This window comes from Pseudomonas sp. NFX183 (assembly GCF_047943075.1).
In the GTDB taxonomy this organism is placed as follows: domain Bacteria; phylum Pseudomonadota; class Gammaproteobacteria; order Pseudomonadales; family Pseudomonadaceae; genus Aquipseudomonas.
The window spans coordinates 4525452-4544783 of the sequence record NZ_CP181333.1 but is presented as its reverse complement, the minus strand read 5'-3'; the positions used below and the strand labels follow the sequence as shown (position 1 = coordinate 4544783).

General features: G+C 62.5%; 17 protein-coding genes. 12 read left to right on the top strand and 5 right to left on the bottom strand.

Translation table 11 applies throughout. The annotated features are described in order from the left end of the window. Window positions 1-2: 2 nt before the first annotated feature. Together lpdA and ACM530_RS21280 are read left to right on the top strand one after the other, a co-directional pair. The gene (gene lpdA / locus ACM530_RS21285) at window positions 3-1382 is read left to right on the top strand and encodes a dihydrolipoyl dehydrogenase (protein ID WP_416363087.1); all 1380 of its coding nucleotides are present in this window, start codon (window positions 3-5) and stop codon (window positions 1380-1382) included. Between the two features lie 225 nt (window positions 1383-1607). Then, entirely contained in the window at window positions 1608-2627 is a 1020-nt protein-coding gene (locus tag ACM530_RS21280) for a branched-chain amino acid aminotransferase (protein WP_416363086.1), read from the top strand. Window positions 2628-2764: 137 nt separating this feature from the next. On the opposite strand, the gene ACM530_RS21275 is transcribed toward ACM530_RS21280, so the two are convergent. The 5 genes from ACM530_RS21275 to ACM530_RS21255 form a co-directional block, all read right to left on the bottom strand. Further along, window positions 2765-3658 carry a GNAT family acetyltransferase gene (locus ACM530_RS21275; RefSeq protein ID WP_416363085.1) on the bottom strand — a complete coding sequence of 298 codons (894 nt, stop codon included), beginning with the start codon at window positions 3656-3658 and terminating at the stop codon, window positions 2765-2767. 236 nt (window positions 3659-3894) lie between these two features. Continuing rightward, window positions 3895-4728 carry a TIGR03915 family putative DNA repair protein gene (locus ACM530_RS21270; RefSeq protein WP_416363084.1) on the bottom strand — a complete coding sequence of 278 codons (834 nt, stop codon included), beginning with the start codon at window positions 4726-4728 and terminating at the stop codon, window positions 3895-3897. Beyond that, on the bottom strand, window positions 4725-5945 hold the full coding sequence (locus ACM530_RS21265; protein WP_416363083.1) for a putative DNA modification/repair radical SAM protein: 1221 nt from the start codon (window positions 5943-5945) through the stop codon (window positions 4725-4727). The genes ACM530_RS21270 and ACM530_RS21265 overlap by 4 nt, the downstream gene beginning before the upstream one ends. A gap of 81 nt (window positions 5946-6026) precedes the next feature. After that, the gene (locus ACM530_RS21260; protein WP_416363082.1) at window positions 6027-7364 is read right to left on the bottom strand and encodes a lysine N(6)-hydroxylase/L-ornithine N(5)-oxygenase family protein; all 1338 of its coding nucleotides are present in this window, start codon (window positions 7362-7364) and stop codon (window positions 6027-6029) included. A 119-nt stretch (window positions 7365-7483) separates the two neighbouring features. Next, a complete protein-coding gene (locus ACM530_RS21255) occupies window positions 7484-7966 on the bottom strand; it encodes a sigma-70 family RNA polymerase sigma factor (RefSeq protein ID WP_145163719.1) in 483 nt (160 codons plus the stop codon). 256 nt (window positions 7967-8222) lie between these two features. Here ACM530_RS21255 and ACM530_RS21250 point away from each other — a divergent pair, with 256 nt between their 5' ends. The 10 genes from ACM530_RS21250 (at window position 8223) to ACM530_RS21205 (ending at window position 19331) form a co-directional block, all read left to right on the top strand. After that, a complete protein-coding gene (locus ACM530_RS21250) occupies window positions 8223-9395 on the top strand; it encodes an efflux RND transporter periplasmic adaptor subunit (protein WP_262209225.1) in 1173 nt (390 codons plus the stop codon). Continuing rightward, the gene (locus ACM530_RS21245) at window positions 9379-11370 is read left to right on the top strand and encodes a MacB family efflux pump subunit (RefSeq protein WP_416363081.1); all 1992 of its coding nucleotides are present in this window, start codon (window positions 9379-9381) and stop codon (window positions 11368-11370) included. Before ACM530_RS21250 ends, ACM530_RS21245 begins: the two co-directional genes overlap by 17 nt. Beyond that, a complete protein-coding gene (locus ACM530_RS21240) occupies window positions 11363-12775 on the top strand; it encodes an efflux transporter outer membrane subunit (protein WP_416363080.1) in 1413 nt (470 codons plus the stop codon). The genes ACM530_RS21245 and ACM530_RS21240 overlap by 8 nt, the downstream gene beginning before the upstream one ends. 106 nt (window positions 12776-12881) lie before the next feature. After that, window positions 12882-13643 (top strand): alpha/beta fold hydrolase, encoded by a 762-nt coding sequence (locus tag ACM530_RS21235; RefSeq protein WP_369303052.1) that lies wholly within the window; start codon window positions 12882-12884, stop codon window positions 13641-13643. Between the two features lie 109 nt (window positions 13644-13752). Then, window positions 13753-14520 (top strand): FadR/GntR family transcriptional regulator, encoded by a 768-nt coding sequence (locus ACM530_RS21230; RefSeq protein WP_416363079.1) that lies wholly within the window; start codon window positions 13753-13755, stop codon window positions 14518-14520. 226 nt (window positions 14521-14746) lie between these two features. Next, window positions 14747-15949 carry an ABC transporter substrate-binding protein gene (locus ACM530_RS21225; protein ID WP_416363078.1) on the top strand — a complete coding sequence of 401 codons (1203 nt, stop codon included), beginning with the start codon at window positions 14747-14749 and terminating at the stop codon, window positions 15947-15949. A 68-nt stretch (window positions 15950-16017) separates the two neighbouring features. Further along, window positions 16018-16878 carry a branched-chain amino acid ABC transporter permease gene (locus ACM530_RS21220; RefSeq protein ID WP_015884776.1) on the top strand — a complete coding sequence of 287 codons (861 nt, stop codon included), beginning with the start codon at window positions 16018-16020 and terminating at the stop codon, window positions 16876-16878. Window position 16879: 1 nt separating this feature from the next. Beyond that, on the top strand, window positions 16880-17890 hold the full coding sequence (locus ACM530_RS21215) for a branched-chain amino acid ABC transporter permease (protein ID WP_416363077.1): 1011 nt from the start codon (window positions 16880-16882) through the stop codon (window positions 17888-17890). Beyond that, window positions 17887-18636, top strand: coding sequence for an ABC transporter ATP-binding protein (locus tag ACM530_RS21210; RefSeq protein WP_416363076.1), 750 nt, complete (start codon window positions 17887-17889; stop codon window positions 18634-18636). Before ACM530_RS21215 ends, ACM530_RS21210 begins: the two co-directional genes overlap by 4 nt. Continuing rightward, window positions 18636-19331 carry an ABC transporter ATP-binding protein gene (locus tag ACM530_RS21205; protein ID WP_145163701.1) on the top strand — a complete coding sequence of 232 codons (696 nt, stop codon included), beginning with the start codon at window positions 18636-18638 and terminating at the stop codon, window positions 19329-19331. Before ACM530_RS21210 ends, ACM530_RS21205 begins: the two co-directional genes overlap by 1 nt. Window position 19332 lies beyond the last annotated feature (1 nt).

Here is a 19332-nt window from a genome sequence, read left to right as displayed (position 1 = left end):
GCATGTCCCAGACATTACACACCACGCTGCTGATCATCGGTGGCGGCCCTGGCGGCTACGTGGCGGCGATTCGCGCTGGCCAGTTGGGCATCCCGACCATTCTGGTCGAAGGCCAGGCGCTGGGCGGCACTTGCCTGAACATCGGCTGCATTCCGTCCAAAGCCTTGATTCACGTGGCTGAGCAATTTCAGCAAACCGTGCACCACAGCCAGGGTTCGCAGTTGGGCATCGAAGTCGACGTGCCGACGCTGGATATTCGCAAGAGCGTGGAATGGAAAGACGGCATTGTCGATCGCCTGACCACGGGCGTCGCCGCGCTGCTGAAAAAGCACAAAGTGCAGGTGATTCACGGCTGGGCCAAGGTGGTCGACGGCAAGACCATCGACGTCGGTGACCAGCGTATCCACTGCGAACACCTGCTGCTGGCCACCGGCTCGAAAAGCGTCAACCTGCCGATGCTGCCGATTGGCGGGCCGATCATCTCCTCCACCGAAGCCCTGGCGCCCACGCATGTGCCCAAGCGCCTGATTGTGGTGGGCGGCGGCTATATCGGTCTGGAGCTGGGCATTGCCTACCGCAAGCTTGGCGCCGAGGTCAGTGTGGTCGAGGCGCAGGAACATATCCTGCCCGCCTACGACGCTGAGCTGACATTGCCGGTGGCCGAATCCCTCAAGCAACTGGGCGTGAAGCTGTACCTCAAGCACAGCGTCACCGGTTTTGAGAACCAGTGCCTGCAAGTACGCGATCCAGAGGGCGACACCTTGTCGCTGGAGACCGATCAGGTGCTGGTGGCTGTGGGTCGCAAACCCAATACCCAGGGCTGGAACCTGGAAGCGCTGAACCTGGACATGAACGGTTCGGCAATCAGGATCGACAGCCGTTGCCAGACCAGCATGCGCAACGTGTGGGCGATCGGCGACCTGAGCGGCGAGCCGATGCTGGCCCACCGCGCCATGGCTCAGGGCGAGATGGTGGCCGAACTGATCAGCGGTAAATCCCGCGAATTCAACCCGGCTGCGATCCCGGCCGTGTGCTTTACCGACCCGGAACTGGTGGTGGTCGGCAAGACCCCGGACGAAGCCAAGGCCGCGGGCCTGGACTGCATCGTGTCGAGCTTCCCGTTTGCGGCCAATGGCCGGGCGATGACGCTGGAGTCGAAAACCGGCTTTGTGCGTGTGGTCGCGCGGCGTGACAACCACCTGATCGTCGGCTGGCAAGCGGTAGGCGTGGGCGTCTCCGAGCTGTCTACCGCCTTCGGCCTGAGCCTGGAAATGGGCGCGCGTCTGGAAGATGTGGCCGGCACCATCCATGCTCACCCGACGCTCGGCGAAGCTGTACAAGAGGCGGCTTTAAGAGCCTTGGGCCACGCGCTGCACCTGTAAATCCGCGGTGAGGCTATCGCGGGCAAGCCCGGCTCCCACAGGGGAATGCATTCCAAATGTGGGAGCTGGCTTGCCTGCGATAACGGTGGATCAGCCCACACACATGCTGAACGGCCCACCCACCTGCTCCCACACCGGCCAATAATGCAGTATTGTTGCGCCCATCCAGAAAAAAACCGACAAGCCTGCCTTCGACCAGGCGGTTGACCAGAGATAGAGGGTGTCATGGGTAACGAAAGCATCAATTGGGACAAGCTGGGTTTTGACTACATCAAGACCGACAAGCGGTTTCTCCAGGTCTGGAAAAACGGCGAATGGCAAGAAGGCACCCTGACCGACGACAACGTGCTGCACATCAGCGAGGGCTCCACCGCCCTGCACTATGGCCAGCAATGCTTTGAAGGCCTCAAGGCCTATCGTTGCAAGGACGGTTCGATCAACCTGTTCCGCCCTGACCAGAACGCCGCGCGCATGCAGCGCAGCTGTGCACGCCTGCTGATGCCGCACGTGGCGACCGAAGACTTCATCGAAGCGTGCAAACAAGTGGTCAAGGCCAACGAACGGTTCATCCCGCCGTACGGCAGCGGCGGCGCGCTGTACCTGCGCCCGTTCGTGATCGGTACCGGTGACAACATCGGCGTGCGTACCGCGCCGGAGTTCATCTTCTCGGTCTTCGCGATCCCGGTCGGTGCCTACTTCAAAGGCGGCCTGGTGCCGCACAACTTCCAAATCTCCACTTTCGACCGCGCCGCCCCACAAGGCACCGGCGCCGCCAAAGTGGGTGGCAACTACGCTGCCAGCCTGATGCCGGGTGCCGAAGCGAAAAAATCCGGTTTCGCCGACGCGATCTACCTGGACCCGATGACCCACTCGAAGATCGAAGAAGTCGGCTCGGCCAACTTCTTCGGGATCACCCACGACAACCAGTTCATCACGCCGAAATCGCCTTCGGTGCTGCCAGGCATCACCCGCCTGTCGCTGATCGAGCTGGCTCAGTCGCGCCTGGGCCTGAAAGTGGTTGAGGGCGAAGTGTTCATCGACAAACTGGATCAGTTCAAGGAAGCCGGTGCCTGCGGCACAGCCGCCGTGATCTCGCCGATCGGCGGCATCCAGTACAACGGCAAGCTGCACGTGTTCCACAGCGAAACTGAAGTCGGCCCGATCACCCAGCAGCTCTACAAAGAGCTGACCGGCGTGCAAACCGGCGACGTCGAGGCGCCAGAAGGCTGGATCGTCAAGGTCTAAGCCCAAAAGCCAGCAACACCACAAAACCCGTGTGGGAGCTGGCTTGCCTGCGATAGTGGTCTATCAGTGACTGAACAAGTTGACTGATAGACCGCCATGGCGGGCAAGCCCGCTCCCACATTTGCGTTACGGTGTTTTCAGGATTGCGGCGGGATATTCACGGCGACCTTCTTGCCCATACTGATCCTCGGCTCCACCCCATACCCCAGCGCCTCATAAAACCCCACCACCGCATCATTGCCGCCCGTAATCTGCAAATTGATCTTCATGCACCCCAGTGCAGTCAGCGCCTGTTCGGCATACCGCACCAACGAAGCCCCCAGGCCCTGCCGGCGATAATCGCTGTGCACCGCCACCGAATACAGCCAACCACGATGCCCGTCGTAACCGGCCAGAATGCTGCCGATCACAGCCTTTTTATCCGTGGCCACAAAAAACAACCCATCGTTGACCGCCAGCTTCTTATCAATCGCCAACGTCGGCAGGTTGTGCGCGGCGTCGTACCCGAACGCCTGCTGCCACAGAGCCACCACTTGCGCACGGTGCTGACGGTCGCGATACGGCCCGATGGGGTGGCGGGATAACAATGCTTTCTCCATCACCAGCGTGCGCTCGTTACCGTGGTAGACGTCGCGCACGGTGTGGAAACCCATCTTGGTGTAGAACGGCTCGGCGGTCAGCGAAGACGGCACGCTCAAGACCGTCACCCCGGCCTCTCGCGCACGCAGTTCGATCTCAATCATCAGCAACCGGCCAATGCCCTGCCCCTGCAATGCCGGGTTGACGAATACCGAGCGCACCACATTGGCATCCAGCGCCGCAGTGGCGACGATCACCTGCCCCTGCACCGCCACCAGCACAACCCGCCGCTGGAGCAAGGCCAGCACGGCGTCAGGGGTAAAATTGCTCGCCACGCGAGCGATCACATCCGCCGGGTAATCCCGCGCATTGCTGCTGTGTAAGGCCGCCAGGATGACCTGGCTGATCCCCTCGGCATCGGCTGCCTGGGCGAGACGAACGGCGGTAGACATGATTGCTCCTGGCTGAAAACAGATTTCATTAGCACCGCCATACTAATGTGGGAGCTGGCTTGCCTGCGATAGCGATCTATCTGTTAGTACAGTTGGCACTGATACACGGCTATCGCCGGCAAGCCAGCGCCCACGAAATCAACAGTGGGAGGGAGCTTGCTCCCGATAAGGGCGTGTCTGGCGATGCATTCGGTGACTGACACACCGCTATCGGGAACCAGCCCTCTCTCGCATTTTTAACCGTGCCCGCTGGAAATCCGCTTGCCCGGCTTGGTCCCAATCAGCTTTGCCTGCCCATCGCGCTGCTTGCCCGTCCGCGCCTCGCTGATCAACCCTGGAATCAACTTGCCCTCCGGCAGGTTCTTCCAGAATCGACTGGGTAAATGCCCTTCCATCACCTTGGGGTTCAAGCGCGCCGGGTTGAAGATATGGCTGTAGTAAGTCAGCCACATGGCGCTGTGAGGGTCTTCGACCTTTTGCGCCAGTTGCTGCCAGGCTTCGGGGCATTCACGTTGATGAATCAACTGCTGACCGTCGTAATAGACCCCATCCAGCGGCGTGGCGATCATCCAGCGATGGCGGCCCATGCGCCCGATAAAGTGCTGACTGGCTGATTTCAATATGTCATGGGCCGGCTCATGCCAGGCCACGTACTCCGGCAACTCCGGCCCGGCCTCCGGGGGCAGCGCGATAAACCGCACAAATGCGTGCAGGTGATGAGCTTCGCGACTGACCTGCTTGATCCGTCGTTGCAACTCACTGCCCAGCTTGTCCCCGGCCAGCATGGCGGTACGGTCGCCATGGCTGACACGCCACAGCACCTCGTAGAGCAAGCTCCAACGCTGATCGCCGTGATAGCACGCGGCCGATTCCAACAACGCCAACAGCGCCTTGGGAATTCGCGCCTGGAACGGCCCAAGCTGCGCAGGAATCGGCTCGTCAGTGGCAAACAGGTCCGCCACCTCGGCCTCGCCCCAGCTCACCTGACTGGGGTCGACCTGATGGCTGAGCAGCCAGCGCGCCTGTTCGCGCCAGGTGCTGAACAGGTTGTCGCATTCCAGGCTGATCATCCCCACAGCCCCATTTGCTGAGGCTGCGGGCGGTCGCGCAGTTGCTCGCGCAACAACACGCTGGTGGTGTCGGCCTGTTGTGGGTGGTAGTCGCTGGTGATGAAAAACGGCTTGGCCTTGGCCAGCACGCAGCGCATGCGCGCCAGGTCTTCGAAACGGATCTTGCGTTCGCGGCGCAGGTCCACCAGGCGCTGGGTGGTGCGCAAGCCGATGCCGGGGATGCGCGCAATCAACGTGGGTTCGGCGCGATTCAAGTCCAGCGGAAACACCTCGCGATGCTCCAGCGCCCAGGCCAGCTTGGGGTCGATGTCCAGCGCCAGGTGACCGGGGCCTTCAAACAGTTCGTTGGCGCTGAAACCGTAACTGCGCAACAGAAAATCTGCCTGATACAAACGGTGCTCGCGCATCAGCGGCGGCGCCGCCCGGGGCACGCTTTTCGGGCTGTTGGGAATGGGGCTGAACGCCGAATAATAGACGCGGCGCAACTTGAAGTTGCCGTACAGCGCCTCGGCGCCGTGCAGGATGGTGCTGTCGTCGGTTTCATCGGCGCCGACGATCATCTGCGTGCTCTGCCCGGCCGGCGCGAAACGCGGCGCGCGCGGCTCGTTAAGCACGGTTTGTTCACCGGTGTAGATGGTTTGCATCGCCTGTTTGATCGAAACGATCTGCTTCTCCGGCGCCAGGGTTTGCAGGCTGGCATCGGTGGGCAACTCGATGTTCACGCTGAGCCGATCGGCATAGCGCCCGGCCTCGGCGATCAGTGCCGGGTCGGCTTCGGGAATGGTCTTGAGGTGGATATAGCCGCGAAAATCATGCTCTTCGCGCAACAGCTTGGCGACCCTGACCAGTTGCTCCATGGTGTAGTCGGCCGAGCGAATGATGCCGGAACTGAGAAACAGCCCGCTGACGCAATTGCGCCGGTAGAAATCCAGCGTCAGGGTGACCACCTCCTCCGGGCTGAAACGCGCACGGGGCACGTCGCTGGAGCGGCGGTTGACGCAGTATTGGCAGTCGTAAAGACAGAAATTGGTCAGCAACACCTTGAGCAACGACACGCAACGGCCGTCCGGGGTGTAACTGTGGCAGATGCCCATGCCGTCGGTGGAACCCAGCCCGGCCTTGCCCTCGGAACTGCGCTTGGGCGCGCCACTGCTGGCGCAGGAAGCGTCGTACTTGGCGGCGTCGGCGAGGATACTGAGTTTTTCGATCAACTGCATGGAGAGCTACCGATACTGGTTTTTTGTACAGTACCAGTAGCTCAACCTTGGCGCCAGTGCCGTCTGTAGGACTGTGCTCGATCAGCTCGCAGTTGCAAGAAGCAGGTCCTGCGCCGAGCGTGCTTTGCCCCGATGGCGATCGTTTTCATACAACGACGCCGCGATCTCATCCGCCCGAATCGGCAGTACCGACAGCAAGGTATCGCTCAAGCCATGGCTGGCCTGGCTGAAGCCCTGGATATAAATGCCGGCCTTGCAGCGCTCGTCGGTGACGATGCGGTAGTCGCGCGCTACCTCGAAGTCGCCCATATAGGCTTCCAGCGGCGCGAGCAGTTCGCGGTGCATCTGGCGCTCGTAACCGGTGGCCAGGATCACCGCGTCGTAATGGCTGACGCTGGTTTCGCCGCTGGCGTTGTTGCGCAAGGACAGTTCGATGCCCAGCGGGCTGGCGCTGGCTTTCTCGACCACGGTCATGGTGCGGAACGCCTGACGGGCGACACCGGAGACTTTCTGGCGATAGAAAATGCCGTAGATGCGCTCGATCAGGTCCAGGTCAACCACCGAATAGTTGGTGTTCTGGTACTCGGCCACCAAGCGTTCGCGCTCGGCGCCGACCTGCTGGAACACCAGGTCGGTAAACGCCGGTGAGAACACTTCGTTGACGAACGGGCTGTCGTCGGCGGGCTTGAGCGCCGAACCGCGCAGGATCATGTCGACCTGCACCGACGGGAAACTGTCGTTCAAGTCGATAAAGGCTTCAGCCGCGCTTTGCCCACCGCCGATGATCGCAATGCGCATCGCCTTGCCTTCAACACACGGCTGCTGGGCCATGCGTGCCAGGTATTGGGAGTGGTGGAACACGCGGCCATCATCCTTGAGAGCCTTGAACGCCTCAGGCACACGCGGCGTGCCACCGGCACTGACCACCACCGAACGGGTGGTGCGCACATGCTGTTCGCCCAGCGCGTCACGGGAGATCACGCGCAGTGCTTCAACGTGTTGCTGTTGCAGGATCGGCTCGATGGCCAACACTTCCTCGCCGTAGCGCGCCTGGGCCTGGAACTGCCCCGCGACCCAGCGCAGGTAGTCGTTGTACTCCATGCGGCACGGGTAAAAAGTGCCCAGGTTGATGAAGTCCACCAGGCGGTCGTGGGCCTTGAGGTAGTTGACGAAGGAATAGGGGCTGGTGGGGTTGCGCAAGGTCACTAGGTCCTTGAGGAACGAAATCTGCAGTTCGCTCTGGGTCACCAGGGTATTGCCGTGCCAACGGTAATCGGCCTGTTTGTCGAGAAACAGCACGTCCAGTTTGCCCTGGGCTTTTTCGCGCTCCTGCAGGGCGATGGCCAACGCCAGGTTCGAAGGGCCGAAACCGATACCGATCAGGTCGTGAACCGCGGGCGAAGCAATTGCCTGTGTCATTCCAGTGTCCTCTGGATAAGCCCCTTGGCGGTGGGGCGGGAATACCTTCAAGACCTGCACAACAGGTCATGTGTTGATAGGAAACGAGGACAGTGAAATAAAATTTAACTGATCATTGATCAGTGCGCGTCCCACTCGCGCATGCGCACCCGGCAATGCTTCATGGCGTTGACGATGTGTTTTTCCACCAGGCTGCGGGAAATACTCAGGCGTTCGGCGATTTGCGGGTGGGACAGGCCGTCGAGTTTGCGCAGCAGGAAGCTGTCGCGGCACGTGGCCGGCAGCTCGGCCAGGGCACGCTCGAGCATTTCCAGGCGCTGGTCCTGATCGTGGCAGGCATGCGGCGAACTGGTGGCGAAACGCTCTTCGGTATCCAGTACGTCCAGGGGTTCGGACTGGCGCAAGGCGTTACGCCGATGACCGTCGATTACCAGGTTCAGCGCGGTGCGGTACAAAAACGCACGCGGTTGTTCGATCGGCGTGTCACTGGAGCGCTCCAGCACTCGGACATAAGCGTCATGCACCACATCCTCGGCCACCTGACGGTTGCCCAGCTTGGCGTTGAGGAAACACACCAGCTCGCGATAGTAGTTTTCCACCATGACTCCCGGCCGTCAGGGGGGACGGCATCAAATCCTTGAGTACTAAAGAAGACAGGCCATAGATGATGGCAGTTTGAGTGCGTGCAATTTATAGTAATTCTCATCTACTTTTAAAGAAGTCTTGCATCAATGCGCGAGTTTTTTATTCCATAGAGCTGTTTCCGTGTATGTAAACGCCTAAATCTGCGAGCAATTTTCTCGTATAACACTCAGCCCCCCGCAACTGCGGCCCTCACTTCCTGGCTGGAACCAACGCATGAAACGCCCTCGCCCCGCTCGACGCGCCCTGCTCGCTGTCGCGTGCCTGATCCCCCTCCTTGCGGTGGCCGCCTGGCAGGTGCTGCCGCCCGGCCGCGATACGCTGTCCACTGTCACCGTCACCCGCGGCAATATTGAAAACAGCGTCACGGCGCTGGGTACGCTGCAACCGCGCCGGTATGTCGACGTCGGCGCCCAGGCATCCGGGCAGATCCGCGAGATCCATGTCGAGGCCGGGGATCAGGTCAAAGAAGGCCAGTTGCTGGTGGAAATCGACCCTTCCACGCAACAAGCCAAACTCGACGCCAGCCGCTATTCCATCGAAAACCTCAAGGCCCAACTGCAGGAACAGAAGGCCCAGCACGAACTCGCGCGCCAGAAATACCAGCGTCAACAGCGCCTGGCCGCCGGCAACGCCACCCGCGAGGAAGACGTGCAAACCGCCAAGGCCGAACTGAGTGCCACCCAGGCCCGGGTCGAGATGTTCCAGGCACAGATCCGCCAGGCCCAGGCCAGCCTGCGCAGCGACGAGGCGGAGTTGGGCTATACCCGCATCTACGCGCCCATGAGCGGCACCGTGGTGGCGGTGGACGCACGGGTCGGCCAGACCCTCAACGCCCAGCAACAGACGCCGCTGATCCTGCGCATCGCCAAGTTATCGCCGATGACCGTGTGGGCCGAAGTTTCCGAAGCCGACATAGGTCACGTCAAACCCGGCATGACCGCCTATTTCACCACCCTCGCCGGTGGCAGCCGACGCTGGACCAGCACCGTGCGCCAGATCTTGCCGATACCGCCCAAGCCGCTGAATGAAACCAGCCAGGGCAGTGGCAGCCCCAGCAGCGCCAGCAAAAGCGGCAGTGGCCGCGTGGTGCTCTACACCGTGCTGCTGGATGTGGACAACGCCGACAATGCACTGATGGCCGAAATGACCACCCAGGTGTTTTTCGTTGCCAGTCAAGTCAAGGACGTACTCACCGCCCCCGTGGCGGCCTTGCTGGGCAGCCACGGCCCCGACCGGCCGTTCGCGCGGGTGGTGGCCAAAAACGGCGACATCGAGGAGCGCCCGGTGCGCCTGGGTATCAGCGACCGCCTGCGGGTCGAAGTGCTTGAGGGCTTGAACGAAGGCGATCACCTGCTGATCGGCCCGGTCGATGGCAACGGGGGTTGACTTGACCACGCCGCTGATCGAACTCAAGAACATCCGCAAATCCTACGGCGGCGGCGACAGCCCGCAGGTCGACGTGTTGCGCGGGATCGACCTGTCGATCCATGCCGGGGAATTCGTCGCTATCGTCGGCGCGTCGGGCTCCGGCAAATCCACGTTGATGAACATTCTCGGCTGCCTTGATCGCCCCACCGTGGGCGACTATCTGTTCGCCGGCGAAAACGTCGCGCACCTGGACAGCGACGAACTGGCCTGGCTGCGCCGCGAAGCCTTTGGTTTCGTGTTCCAGGGCTACCACTTGATCCCGTCGGGCTCGGCTCAGGAAAACGTCGAAATGCCGGCGATCTATGCCGGCATCAGCGCCGCCGAACGGCACGCCCGCGCCAAGGCGCTGCTGACCCGCCTGGGCCTGGCCGACCGCACCGGCAACCGCCCGCACCAGCTCTCCGGTGGCCAGCAACAACGCGTGTCCATTGCCCGCGCCCTGATGAACGGCGGGCATATCATCCTCGCCGACGAACCCACCGGCGCCCTCGACAGCCACAGCGGCGCCGAGGTGATGGCGCTGCTGGATGAACTGGCGGGCCAGGGCCACGTGGTCATTCTGATTACCCACGACCGCGAAGTGGCGGCGCGTGCCAACCGCATCATCGAGATCCGTGATGGCCTGATCATCAGTGACTCGGCAACCCGCGATACCCACGTGCCCGCCACCGCCCACAGCGGCGCGCTGCAAGCCGTGGACCTGCGCCAGCGCCTGGCCGACGGTGCCGAACACAACGGTGCCTGGAAAGCCGAACTGGTGGACGCCGTGCAAGCGGCCTGGCGGGTGATGTGGATCAACCGCTTCCGCACCGCGCTGACACTGCTGGGCATCATCATCGGCGTGGCGTCGGTGGTGGTGATGCTGGCGGTGGGCGAAGGCAGCAAGCGCCAGGTCATGGCGCAGATGGGCGCGTTCGGCTCCAACATCATTTACCTGAGTGGTTCCTCGCCCAACCCGCGCACGCCGCTGGGCATCGTCACCCTCAACGATGTCGCGGCCCTGGCGGCGCTGCCTCAGGTCAAGCGCATCATGCCGGTCAATGGCAGCGACGCGGGTGTACGGTTCGGCAATCTGGACTACCTCGCCTACGTGGGCGGCAACGACGTCAACTTCCCGGAGATTTTCAACTGGCCGGTGGTCGAGGGCAGCTACTTCACCGAGGCTGACGAGCGCGCCGGGGCCACCGTCGCAGTGATCGGCCACCGTATCCGCGAGAAGCTGTTCAAGAACGTCGCCACCCCGATCGGCCAATACATCCTGATCGAGAACGTGCCTTTCCAGGTCATCGGTGTGCTGGCTGAAAAAGGCTCCAGTTCCGGCAACAAAGACAGCGATGACCGTGTCGCCATTCCCTACACCGCCGCCAGCGTGCGCCTGTTCGGCACCTACAACCCCGAATACGTGGCAATTGCCGCCGCCGATGCGCGCAAGGTGCATGAGGCCGAACTGGCCATCGACCAGTTGATGCTCAAGCTGCACAACGGCAAGCGCGACTACCAGTTGACCAATAACGCGGCAATGATCCAGGCCGAGGCGCGCACGCAGAACACCTTGTCGTTGATGCTCGGCTCGATTGCCGCGATTTCCCTGCTGGTGGGCGGTATCGGCGTGATGAACATCATGCTGATGACCGTGCGCGAGCGGACGCGCGAAATTGGTATCCGCATGGCCACCGGTGCGCGCCAGCGCGACATCCTGCGCCAGTTCCTCACCGAGGCGGTGATGCTTTCGGTGGTCGGCGGGCTGTTCGGCATCGCCCTGGCGCTGCTGGTCGGCGGCGTGCTGGTGCTGACCGAGGTGGCGGTGCAATTTTCTTTGTTGGCGGTGTTTGGCGCGTTTGGCTGTGCGTTGGTCACCGGTGTCGTATTCGGCTTTATGCCGGCCCGTAAAGCTGCCCGGCTCGATCCGGTTAAGGCGTTGACCAGTGAATAAACGATGCATTCCACCGCACCTGTCCTTGCTCAGCCTGTGCCTGTTGCTCAACGCCTGTACCGGCAACCCGCCCCAGGTCGACAGCGGCATCGCGCCGCCCGCCGCGTGGCAATACGCCGAGCGACAGGCCACGCAAGCGACCAACCAGCGTTGGTGGACGCAATTTGGCAGCCCGCAACTCAATCGCCTGATCGACCAGGCCCGGCGCGACAGTTATGACGTGGCGGCCGCCATGGCGCGCGTGCGCCAGGCCCAGGCCAGCGCGGTGATTGCCGGTGCGCCGTTGTTGCCCGAGGTGAATTTCAACCTCTCCGCCAGCCGCGAAAAGCTGCTGCGCGGCAGCGGCAATTCTTCCCTGGACGCTACAGAAAGTAATAAAACCGTCGACAGCTTCGACGCCGACCTCACCGCCAGCTACGAAGTGGATTTCTGGGGCGGCCGTGCTGCCGCCCGTGACAGTGCCCTGCAGAGCCTGCGTGCCAGTGAGTTCGACCAGGCCACTGTGGAGCTGACGCTGCTCAGCAACGTCGCCGACCGCTATGCGCAAACCCTCGCCGCGCGCCAGCGCCAACAGATCGCCGAGCTGAACCTGGCGAATGCGCGCACTGTGCTCGACCTGGTCCAGACCCGCTACGACGCCGGCTCGGCCACAGCCCTGGAACTGGCGCAACAGAAGAGTCTGGTGGCGAGCCAGCAACGGCAACTGCCGCTGATTCAGCAAGTGGCCGAAGAATCGCTGATCACCCTCGCTGCCCTCCTCGGCCAGCCCGTGCAAGCGTTGAACCTGGGCGCCGAGTCGTTCCAGGCGCTGACCTGGCCGACCATTGGCCCGGGCGTGCCCAGCCAACTGCTGAGCCGCCGCCCCGACCTGGCCCAGGCCGAAGCGCAGCTTGCGGCGGCCAGTGCCGATGTCACGGTGGCCCGTACGGCGATGCTGCCCACGGTGACCTTGGGCGCCACGCTGGGCTCGGGGTCCTACAAGGCCGAGGAACTGCTGCGCAGCCCGTACTACAACCTGACCTCGGGCCTGGTGGCGCCGATCTTCAACAATGGCCGTTTAAGCGCCGAACGCGACAAGGCCCGTGCCCGTCAGGATGAGCTGCTGCAGACTTATCGCGGCGCAATCATCAACGGCTTTGCCGACGTGGAAAAGTCCCTGAGCAACATCACGCGCCTGGATCAGCAGCGCGATTGGCAAAGCGAAGAACTGCAACAGGCCCAGACCGCCTTCCGGATCGCCGAAAGCCGTTACCAGGCCGGTGCGGAAGACTTGCTGACGGTGCTCGAAACCCAACGCACGCTGTACGCGGCGCAGGACTTGACTGTGCAACTGCGGTTATCGCGTCTTCAAGCCAGCATTGCGCTGTACAAGGCATTGGGTGGCGGGTGGAACGCCGGTTTCTGATAACGAAACTCCGTTGTCCTACACAAACCGTTTAACAAACCTACATTCTTTGACCCGAGGTCCTTGGTAAAAAAGCCGTCTTCAAACGGCTGCCCGGACCCTCTTGATGAAACCCAGCGTTGTTGTAAAAAGCCTGGCGTGCGTCTGCCTCTGGCTGATGGCAAGCCGGGCTTTTGCCGAGCCTCTGATCGCGCCCACGGCGATCGACTGGCTGCTGGATTGTCCCTTCCCTGCCTTTGAACGGCCGGACCCTGAGGTGCTGGAGCGCACCCAATGCGGCAGCGTCAGCGTGCCCCGTGACCACGCCGCGCCCAAGCGTGGCACTGTGCGCCTGGCCCTGACCCGGGTCGGCGCCCGGCAACCGCTGAGCCGCGAGGGTGTGGTGTTCATTCAGGCCGGCGAGCCGCAAAAGGGCCAGGGCGCAACCTTCGTCCTCAAACTGGTCAGCCGCTGGGAGTCCTACGCCACGGCGGCCTATCGCACCCTGACCAACCGTTATGACGTGATCGAACTGAGCCCCCGCGACCTGAGCCAGGAAACCGGTGTGGAACAGGCCGCGCGCGATATGGAGTTTGTGCGCGAACAACTCGGCGAGGCGCGGCTCAACTTCCTCGGCAATGCCCAGGCCACCCGACTTGGCAGCCGGTACGCCGCGCTGTTTACCGAACGCGTCGCGCGCATGGTCTTGGTCAACGCCGGGCACGCGGAACCCGCCACCTCTGGCGTCGAGCAATTGTTGCTCAAGGAATCATCCCGACCCGACGCCGTCGCAGCCGGGTGCGTCAACCGCTGGGTCGCGGATTTTCTGGTCAACGGCCAACAGCCGCCTCCCTCTACGCGCTGTCTCGACCCCGGCCGCTGGGAATAATCACTGCGATTACGACCTCTTCGCGCCGAAAACGACACCCTGCGTTGACGCTCTCGACCAATCGTTATTAAGTGCTATTAATCCGCATTAATAGGATCAATAGACGCCCATGCTCAGCCGCCCGTTGCGACGCAAACGCCAGAAGCTCTCCGATGTGATTGTCGAGTCGGTCAAGCGCTCTATCGTCACTGATGCCTTGAAACCCGGCGACCGCCTGCCCACCGAGCGCGAGTTGATGGAAAGCTTCCAGTGTTCCAAAGGCTCGGCCCGTGAAGCGCTCAAAGCGCTGGAAGTGGAAGGCCTGGTGAGTACGCGCACCGGTCCCAGTGGCGGCGCGTATCTGAACCAGGCCGGCACCGAGCCCGCCAGCCGTGCGTTGCGCAACTACCTGCATTTTCAGCACCTGGACGGCGAGCAGGTGTACCAGCTGCGCAAGGTCATCGAAGTGGAACTGGCAGTGTCGGTGCTCGGACGCTTGAGCGAGGACGACTATCAGGCCCTGCAAGACAACGTGGACTTGTGCAGCTCGCCAGAGGACAGCGAGGCCGGCCAGCGCGAACAGCGCCTGGCGGAGCTGGAGTTCCACAACCTGCTGGCCAAGGCCTGCCCCAACCCGCTCTTGAGCTTCATGGCGCAGTTTCTCAACGACCTGCTGCGCGACCTGGTGGTGCTGAAAAAAGCCTACAAACCCAAGCGCAAGCAGTTCGACGCGGCCAACCTCGATTACCACAAGCAGTTGCTGCTGGCCTTTCGCGCAGGTGATGAAAGCGCCGTGCGCAGCTTGATGCATGAACACATGTGCGACGCCGAACACCATATGACCGCGCTGGAAGGCGAGGTCAGCCCGCACTTCCTATTGGAGTTCGATCACTCTTAAAAACACTCCACGCCCACCAGTAATAACCCAATCACTGTGGGAGCTGGCTTGCCTGCGATGCAGACACCTCGGTGCATCAGTTGAACTGAGTCGATGCAATCGCAGGCAAGCCAGCTCCCACCGTTGACCGCGTTCAAATCATCCAATAACAGGCCTGCCCACAGGCCCTTGCTCCACCGTATCGCCATTGCCGCTCCTGCCAATAACTAAACCAGGGAGTCACCCCATGCAGCGTCGTACGTTGTTGAAAGCCAGTCTTACCGCAGCCGCCGCCCTCAGCCTTCCGCTGGGCGTGCGCTCTGCATTCGCCGCCGAACCCTTCACCTTTTACGGCCTCAAGTCCATGTCTGGCGCCTTTGCCAGCTATGGCAAGTTTGCCGACATGGGTTCGCGGCTCGCGGTGGAACAACACCCCGAGATTCTCGGCCGCCCGCTCAACTACAAGGTCATCGACACCGAAGGCAACGCTGGCAAGGCGGTGCGCAAGGTCCAGGAGGCGATCCAGCAGGACGGCGCACGGTTCTTCCAGGGCTGCACGCTGTCGTCATCGGCCCTGGCGGTGGCCAAGGAAGTCAGCAAGGTCGGCGGCGTGTTCATGACCCCGGTGGGCGCCGATGAGGTGACCGGCAAGGACTGCAACAGTGCGACTTTCCGCTGGTCGGTGCCCACCTACGGCGCGATCCGCGAAACCCTGGTGCCGCTGATCAAGCTGCTGCCGGACGCCAAGCGCTGGTACACCATCACCCCGCAGTACGTGTTTGGCGAAGCCTTGCTCGAAGGCGCCAAAAACGTGCTCAAGGAAAACGGCCTGGAACACGTCGGCAACAGCTATCACTCCTTGCAGGAACAGGAATTCTCCGGCTACCTGACCAACGCCATCGCCGCCAAACCCGACGTGCTGGTGCTGCTCAACTTCGGCAGCCAGTCGTCCAACACCCTGCGCCAGGCGGTGAATTTCGGCATCAAGGAGCGCATGAAAGTGCTGCTGGTGTGGTCCGCCGGCCTCGACCAATTCCAGGAACTGGGCAGCGATGTGCTCGAAGGCGTGTACCTCGGCGCGCAGTACTGGCACCAGGTCGACAGCCCGCTCAACCGTGAACTGGTCAAGCTGACCCAGGCCAAATACGGCATCAACCCCACCTACCCGCTGGCCGCCGACTACATCAGCACCAAGGTCATGCTCGACACCATCATTGCCACCGGCAGCTTCGACGGGCCGACGGTAGCCAAGGCCATGCAGGGCCTGAGTTTTGAAGGCCCCACCGGTAAGGAATCGATCCGCGCCGGCGACCATCAGGTGATCAAGGATTACTACCTGATGATCGGCAAAGCCGCCGGCGACATGGCCGACAAGGACGACCTGGCCAAAGTGCTCAGTGCCGGCCAGTCGTTCCCGCCGGTGGAAGCCACGGGCTGCGTGCTCGGCTGATCCGCTAAACCATCACCGGTTGTACACGACAGGGCCGCCCGCGCGGCCGCCTGTCCGAGGGTTCCTGCATGCTTAACCTTTACCTGTTCCAGATCCTCAACGGCCTTGGGCTGGGGATGATCTACTTTCTGATCGCGGTCGGGCTGACAATCATTTTCGGCCTGCTCAACTTCGTCAACTTCGCCCACGGCGCGTTCTTCCTGCTGGGCGCCTACATCTGCTACACCGCCGTGAGCCTCACCGGCAACTTCTGGCTGGCGCTGCTGATCGCGCCACTGGTGGTGGCGGCGCTGGCCTGGGTGATCGAGCGACTGTTGATCCAGCGCATTTATCACTTGCCGCACATGTTCCAGATTCTGGTGACCTTAGGGATCGCGCTGATCATCCAGGAAGCCAGCGTGATGATCTGGGGCCCGGTGGGCAAAAGCGTCGCCGTGCCGGAACTGCTGCGCGGCGTGCTGGTGGTCGGCGACTTCGTCTACCCCTACTACCGCCTGTTTCTCATTGTGTTTTCCGGGCTGGTCGGCCTGGGCCTGTGGCTGCTGCTGGAGCGCACACGCTTCGGCGCCCTGGTGCGCGCCGGCAGTGAAAGCACCGAGACCGTGTCGCTGCTGGGCACCAACATCTTCCGCCTGTTCTCGATGACCTTCGCCCTCGGCGTAGCCCTGGCCGGCGTCGCCGGTGTGCTGTTTGCGCCCTTGCGCGGCGCCCAGCCCTTCGTCGGCCCGGAGATTCTCGGCGTGGCGTTCGTGGTGGTGGTGATCGGCGGCATGGGCTCGTTCAGTGGTGCGCTGGTTGGCGGTCTGCTGGTGGGCGTGGTGCAAAGCCTGATGACCACACTTTGGCCCCAAGGCGCGAGCCTGATGATCTACGGCGCGATGGCCGTGGTGATTCTGGTACGGCCTTACGGCCTGTTTGGGAGAGCCTGACATGAGCGAGAAAAATCCCCTGCCGTTTGCCAAGACCCAATCAAAAACGATGTTGCTGTGGGTACTGGCGGTACTGATCGGTTTGCCGTTGATATTGCCTTCGGCGACCCTGGCCACCGAGATCCTGATCTTTGCCATGGCCGCCCTGGCCTGCAACCTGCTGCTTGGCTACACCGGGCTATTGTCGTTCGGCCAAGGCATCTTTTTCGGCGCCGGCGCCTATTGCGCTGCACTGTTGATGATCCACCTGCAACTGGGCCTGTTCCCTGCCCTGCTCGGCGCCGCCGTGGCGGGTGGTTTCCTCGCGCTGCTGGTGGGCGCCCTGGCAATCCGGCGCACCGGCATCTACTTCGTGATGCTGACCCTGGCGTTCAGCCAGATGGCCTACTTCGTCGCCTACACCCTGAGCGACTGGACCGGCGGTGACAACGGTCTGCTCAGCGTGCCGCGCCCGGAAATCCGCCTCGGTGACACCGTGCTGCTGTCGCTGGCCGACGCCCGCGCGTTCTATGGCTTTGTCGCGGTGCTGTTCCTGTTGATCTTCATCGGCGCACGCCGGGTCATCGCCTCGCCGTTCGGCAGCACCTTGATGGCCATCCGCGAAAACGAAACCCGCGCCTCGGCCATCGGCTACGACACGCGCCACTTCAAGATCCTGGTGTTTGTGCTGTCCGGCGCCGTCACCGGCATCGCCGGGGCGCTGTACGCGATGCTGCTGCACTTTGTGCCGCTGTCGAACATCGACCTGGCGATGTCCGAGAACATCCTGATCATGACCATCGTCGGCGGCACCGGTTCGCTGTTCGGCTCGTTGCTGGGCGCCGGTTCCATCGTGCTGCTGGGCGACTTTCTCTCCGACCTGTGGCCGCGCTGGCTGATGCTGCTCGGCATCATCCTGATTCTGGTGGTGATCTTCATGCGCGGCGGTTTGTGGGGCGGGCTGTCGTCACTGTTCGAACGCGTACGAGGCAGCCGCAAGGCCGACGTTGTGAGCAAGGAGAAACTGTCATGAGCATCCTGCTGGAAACCAAGAACCTGGAACTGGCCTACGGTGCGTTCCACGCGGTGAACGGCGTCAACCTCAAGGTCGAAGCCGGCACCATCCACACCATCATCGGCCCCAACGGCGCCGGCAAGACCAGCCTGTTTCACTGCCTGACCGGCGAACGCCAGGCCACTGGCGGGGCGATTCATTTCGACGGCCAGAACCTGATGCGCAAACCCGCCCACGCCCGCGTCGGCCTGGGCATGGCGCGTTCGTTTCAGCTCACCAGCCTGTTCCAGAACCTCAGCGTGCGCGAGAACCTGCGCCTGGCCGCCCAGGGCCGCGACGGTGCGCGCGCCCTGAACTTCTGGCGCCGCGTCGACAGCAAGCGCGAGCACCTGGAAATGGCCGACCAAGTACTCGAACGCCTGCAACTCACGAGCCGCGCCGACACCCTGGCCGGTGAGCTGTCCCACGGCCAGCAGCGTGTGCTGGAAGTCGGCATGTCGATCTGCTCCAAGCCAAAACTGTTGATGCTCGACGAACCCACCTCGGGCATGGGCATCGATGACATCCCGATCATGACCCAGTTGATCAGCGACCTCGGCCGCGACCACACGGTGCTGTTGATCGAACACAACATGAGCATCGTCATGTCCATCAGCCAACGCATCACCGTGATGAGCCACGGGCAGATCCTGGTGGAAGGCACGCCGGAGTTCGTGCGCGCCGATGAACGTGTGCGTACTGCTTACCTGGGAGAGGCCGCCTGATGCTGATCGTCGAGAATATCCATTCCTACTACGACAAAAGCCACGTACTCGAAGGCGTGTCGCTGACCGTCAACCCCGGCGAGCTGGTGACCCTGCTGGGCCGCAATGGCGCCGGCAAGACCACCACGCTGCGCAGCATCCTCGGGATTATCTGCCCGCGCCAGGGCCAGATTCACTTCAACGGCCAAGCGCTGGTGGGCCAGAAGATCTTCGAAATCGCCCGCCAGGGCTTGGCGCTGGTGCCGGAAAACCGCGGGATTTTCCGCCTGCTGAGCGTCGAAGAAAACCTGCGCATCGCCGTGCGCAAGACCAGCCGCTGGCAGCTGGACGACGTGTACGGCATGTTCCCGCGCCTCAAGGAACGCCGCAAAAACGCCGGCCACGCGTTATCCGGCGGTGAGCAACAGATGCTCGCCATCGCCCGCGCGCTGCTCAACGATCCCAAGCTGCTGATCCTCGATGAACCCACCGAAGGCCTCGCGCCGGTGATCGTCGACGAACTGGTGAAAATCCTGCGCAAGGTCAAGGACGACGGCCTGCCCGTGCTGCTGGTGGAACAGAACCTGATGGTCTGCGACAAGCTCGCCGACCGCCATTACGTGCTCGAACAGGGCCGCGTGGTGTACGAGGGCAGCGCCGCTGCCTTCCGCGCCGACCCAAGCATCAAGAACCGTTATTTGGCCCTGAGTGCCTGAC

Excerpts from the sequence above, each read along its gene's own strand:
- lpdA (WP_416363087.1), top strand. The coding sequence starts at position 3 with ATGTCCCAGACATTACACACCACGCTGCTGATCATCGGTGGCGGCCCT.
- ACM530_RS21280 (WP_416363086.1), top strand. The coding sequence starts at position 1,608 with ATGGGTAACGAAAGCATCAATTGGGACAAGCTGGGTTTTGACTACATC.
- ACM530_RS21275 (WP_416363085.1), bottom strand. The coding sequence starts at position 3,658 with ATGTCTACCGCCGTTCGTCTCGCCCAGGCAGCCGATGCCGAGGGGATC.
- ACM530_RS21270 (WP_416363084.1), bottom strand. The coding sequence starts at position 4,728 with ATGATCAGCCTGGAATGCGACAACCTGTTCAGCACCTGGCGCGAACAG.
- ACM530_RS21265 (WP_416363083.1), bottom strand. The coding sequence starts at position 5,945 with ATGCAGTTGATCGAAAAACTCAGTATCCTCGCCGACGCCGCCAAGTAC.
- ACM530_RS21260 (WP_416363082.1), bottom strand. The coding sequence starts at position 7,364 with ATGACACAGGCAATTGCTTCGCCCGCGGTTCACGACCTGATCGGTATC.
- ACM530_RS21255 (WP_145163719.1), bottom strand. The coding sequence starts at position 7,966 with ATGGTGGAAAACTACTATCGCGAGCTGGTGTGTTTCCTCAACGCCAAG.
- ACM530_RS21250 (WP_262209225.1), top strand. The coding sequence starts at position 8,223 with ATGAAACGCCCTCGCCCCGCTCGACGCGCCCTGCTCGCTGTCGCGTGC.
- ACM530_RS21245 (WP_416363081.1), top strand. The coding sequence starts at position 9,379 with ATGGCAACGGGGGTTGACTTGACCACGCCGCTGATCGAACTCAAGAAC.
- ACM530_RS21235 (WP_369303052.1), top strand. The coding sequence starts at position 12,882 with ATGAAACCCAGCGTTGTTGTAAAAAGCCTGGCGTGCGTCTGCCTCTGG.
- ACM530_RS21230 (WP_416363079.1), top strand. The coding sequence starts at position 13,753 with ATGCTCAGCCGCCCGTTGCGACGCAAACGCCAGAAGCTCTCCGATGTG.
- ACM530_RS21225 (WP_416363078.1), top strand. The coding sequence starts at position 14,747 with ATGCAGCGTCGTACGTTGTTGAAAGCCAGTCTTACCGCAGCCGCCGCC.
- ACM530_RS21220 (WP_015884776.1), top strand. The coding sequence starts at position 16,018 with ATGCTTAACCTTTACCTGTTCCAGATCCTCAACGGCCTTGGGCTGGGG.
- ACM530_RS21215 (WP_416363077.1), top strand. The coding sequence starts at position 16,880 with ATGAGCGAGAAAAATCCCCTGCCGTTTGCCAAGACCCAATCAAAAACG.
- ACM530_RS21210 (WP_416363076.1), top strand. The coding sequence starts at position 17,887 with ATGAGCATCCTGCTGGAAACCAAGAACCTGGAACTGGCCTACGGTGCG.
- ACM530_RS21205 (WP_145163701.1), top strand. The coding sequence starts at position 18,636 with ATGCTGATCGTCGAGAATATCCATTCCTACTACGACAAAAGCCACGTA.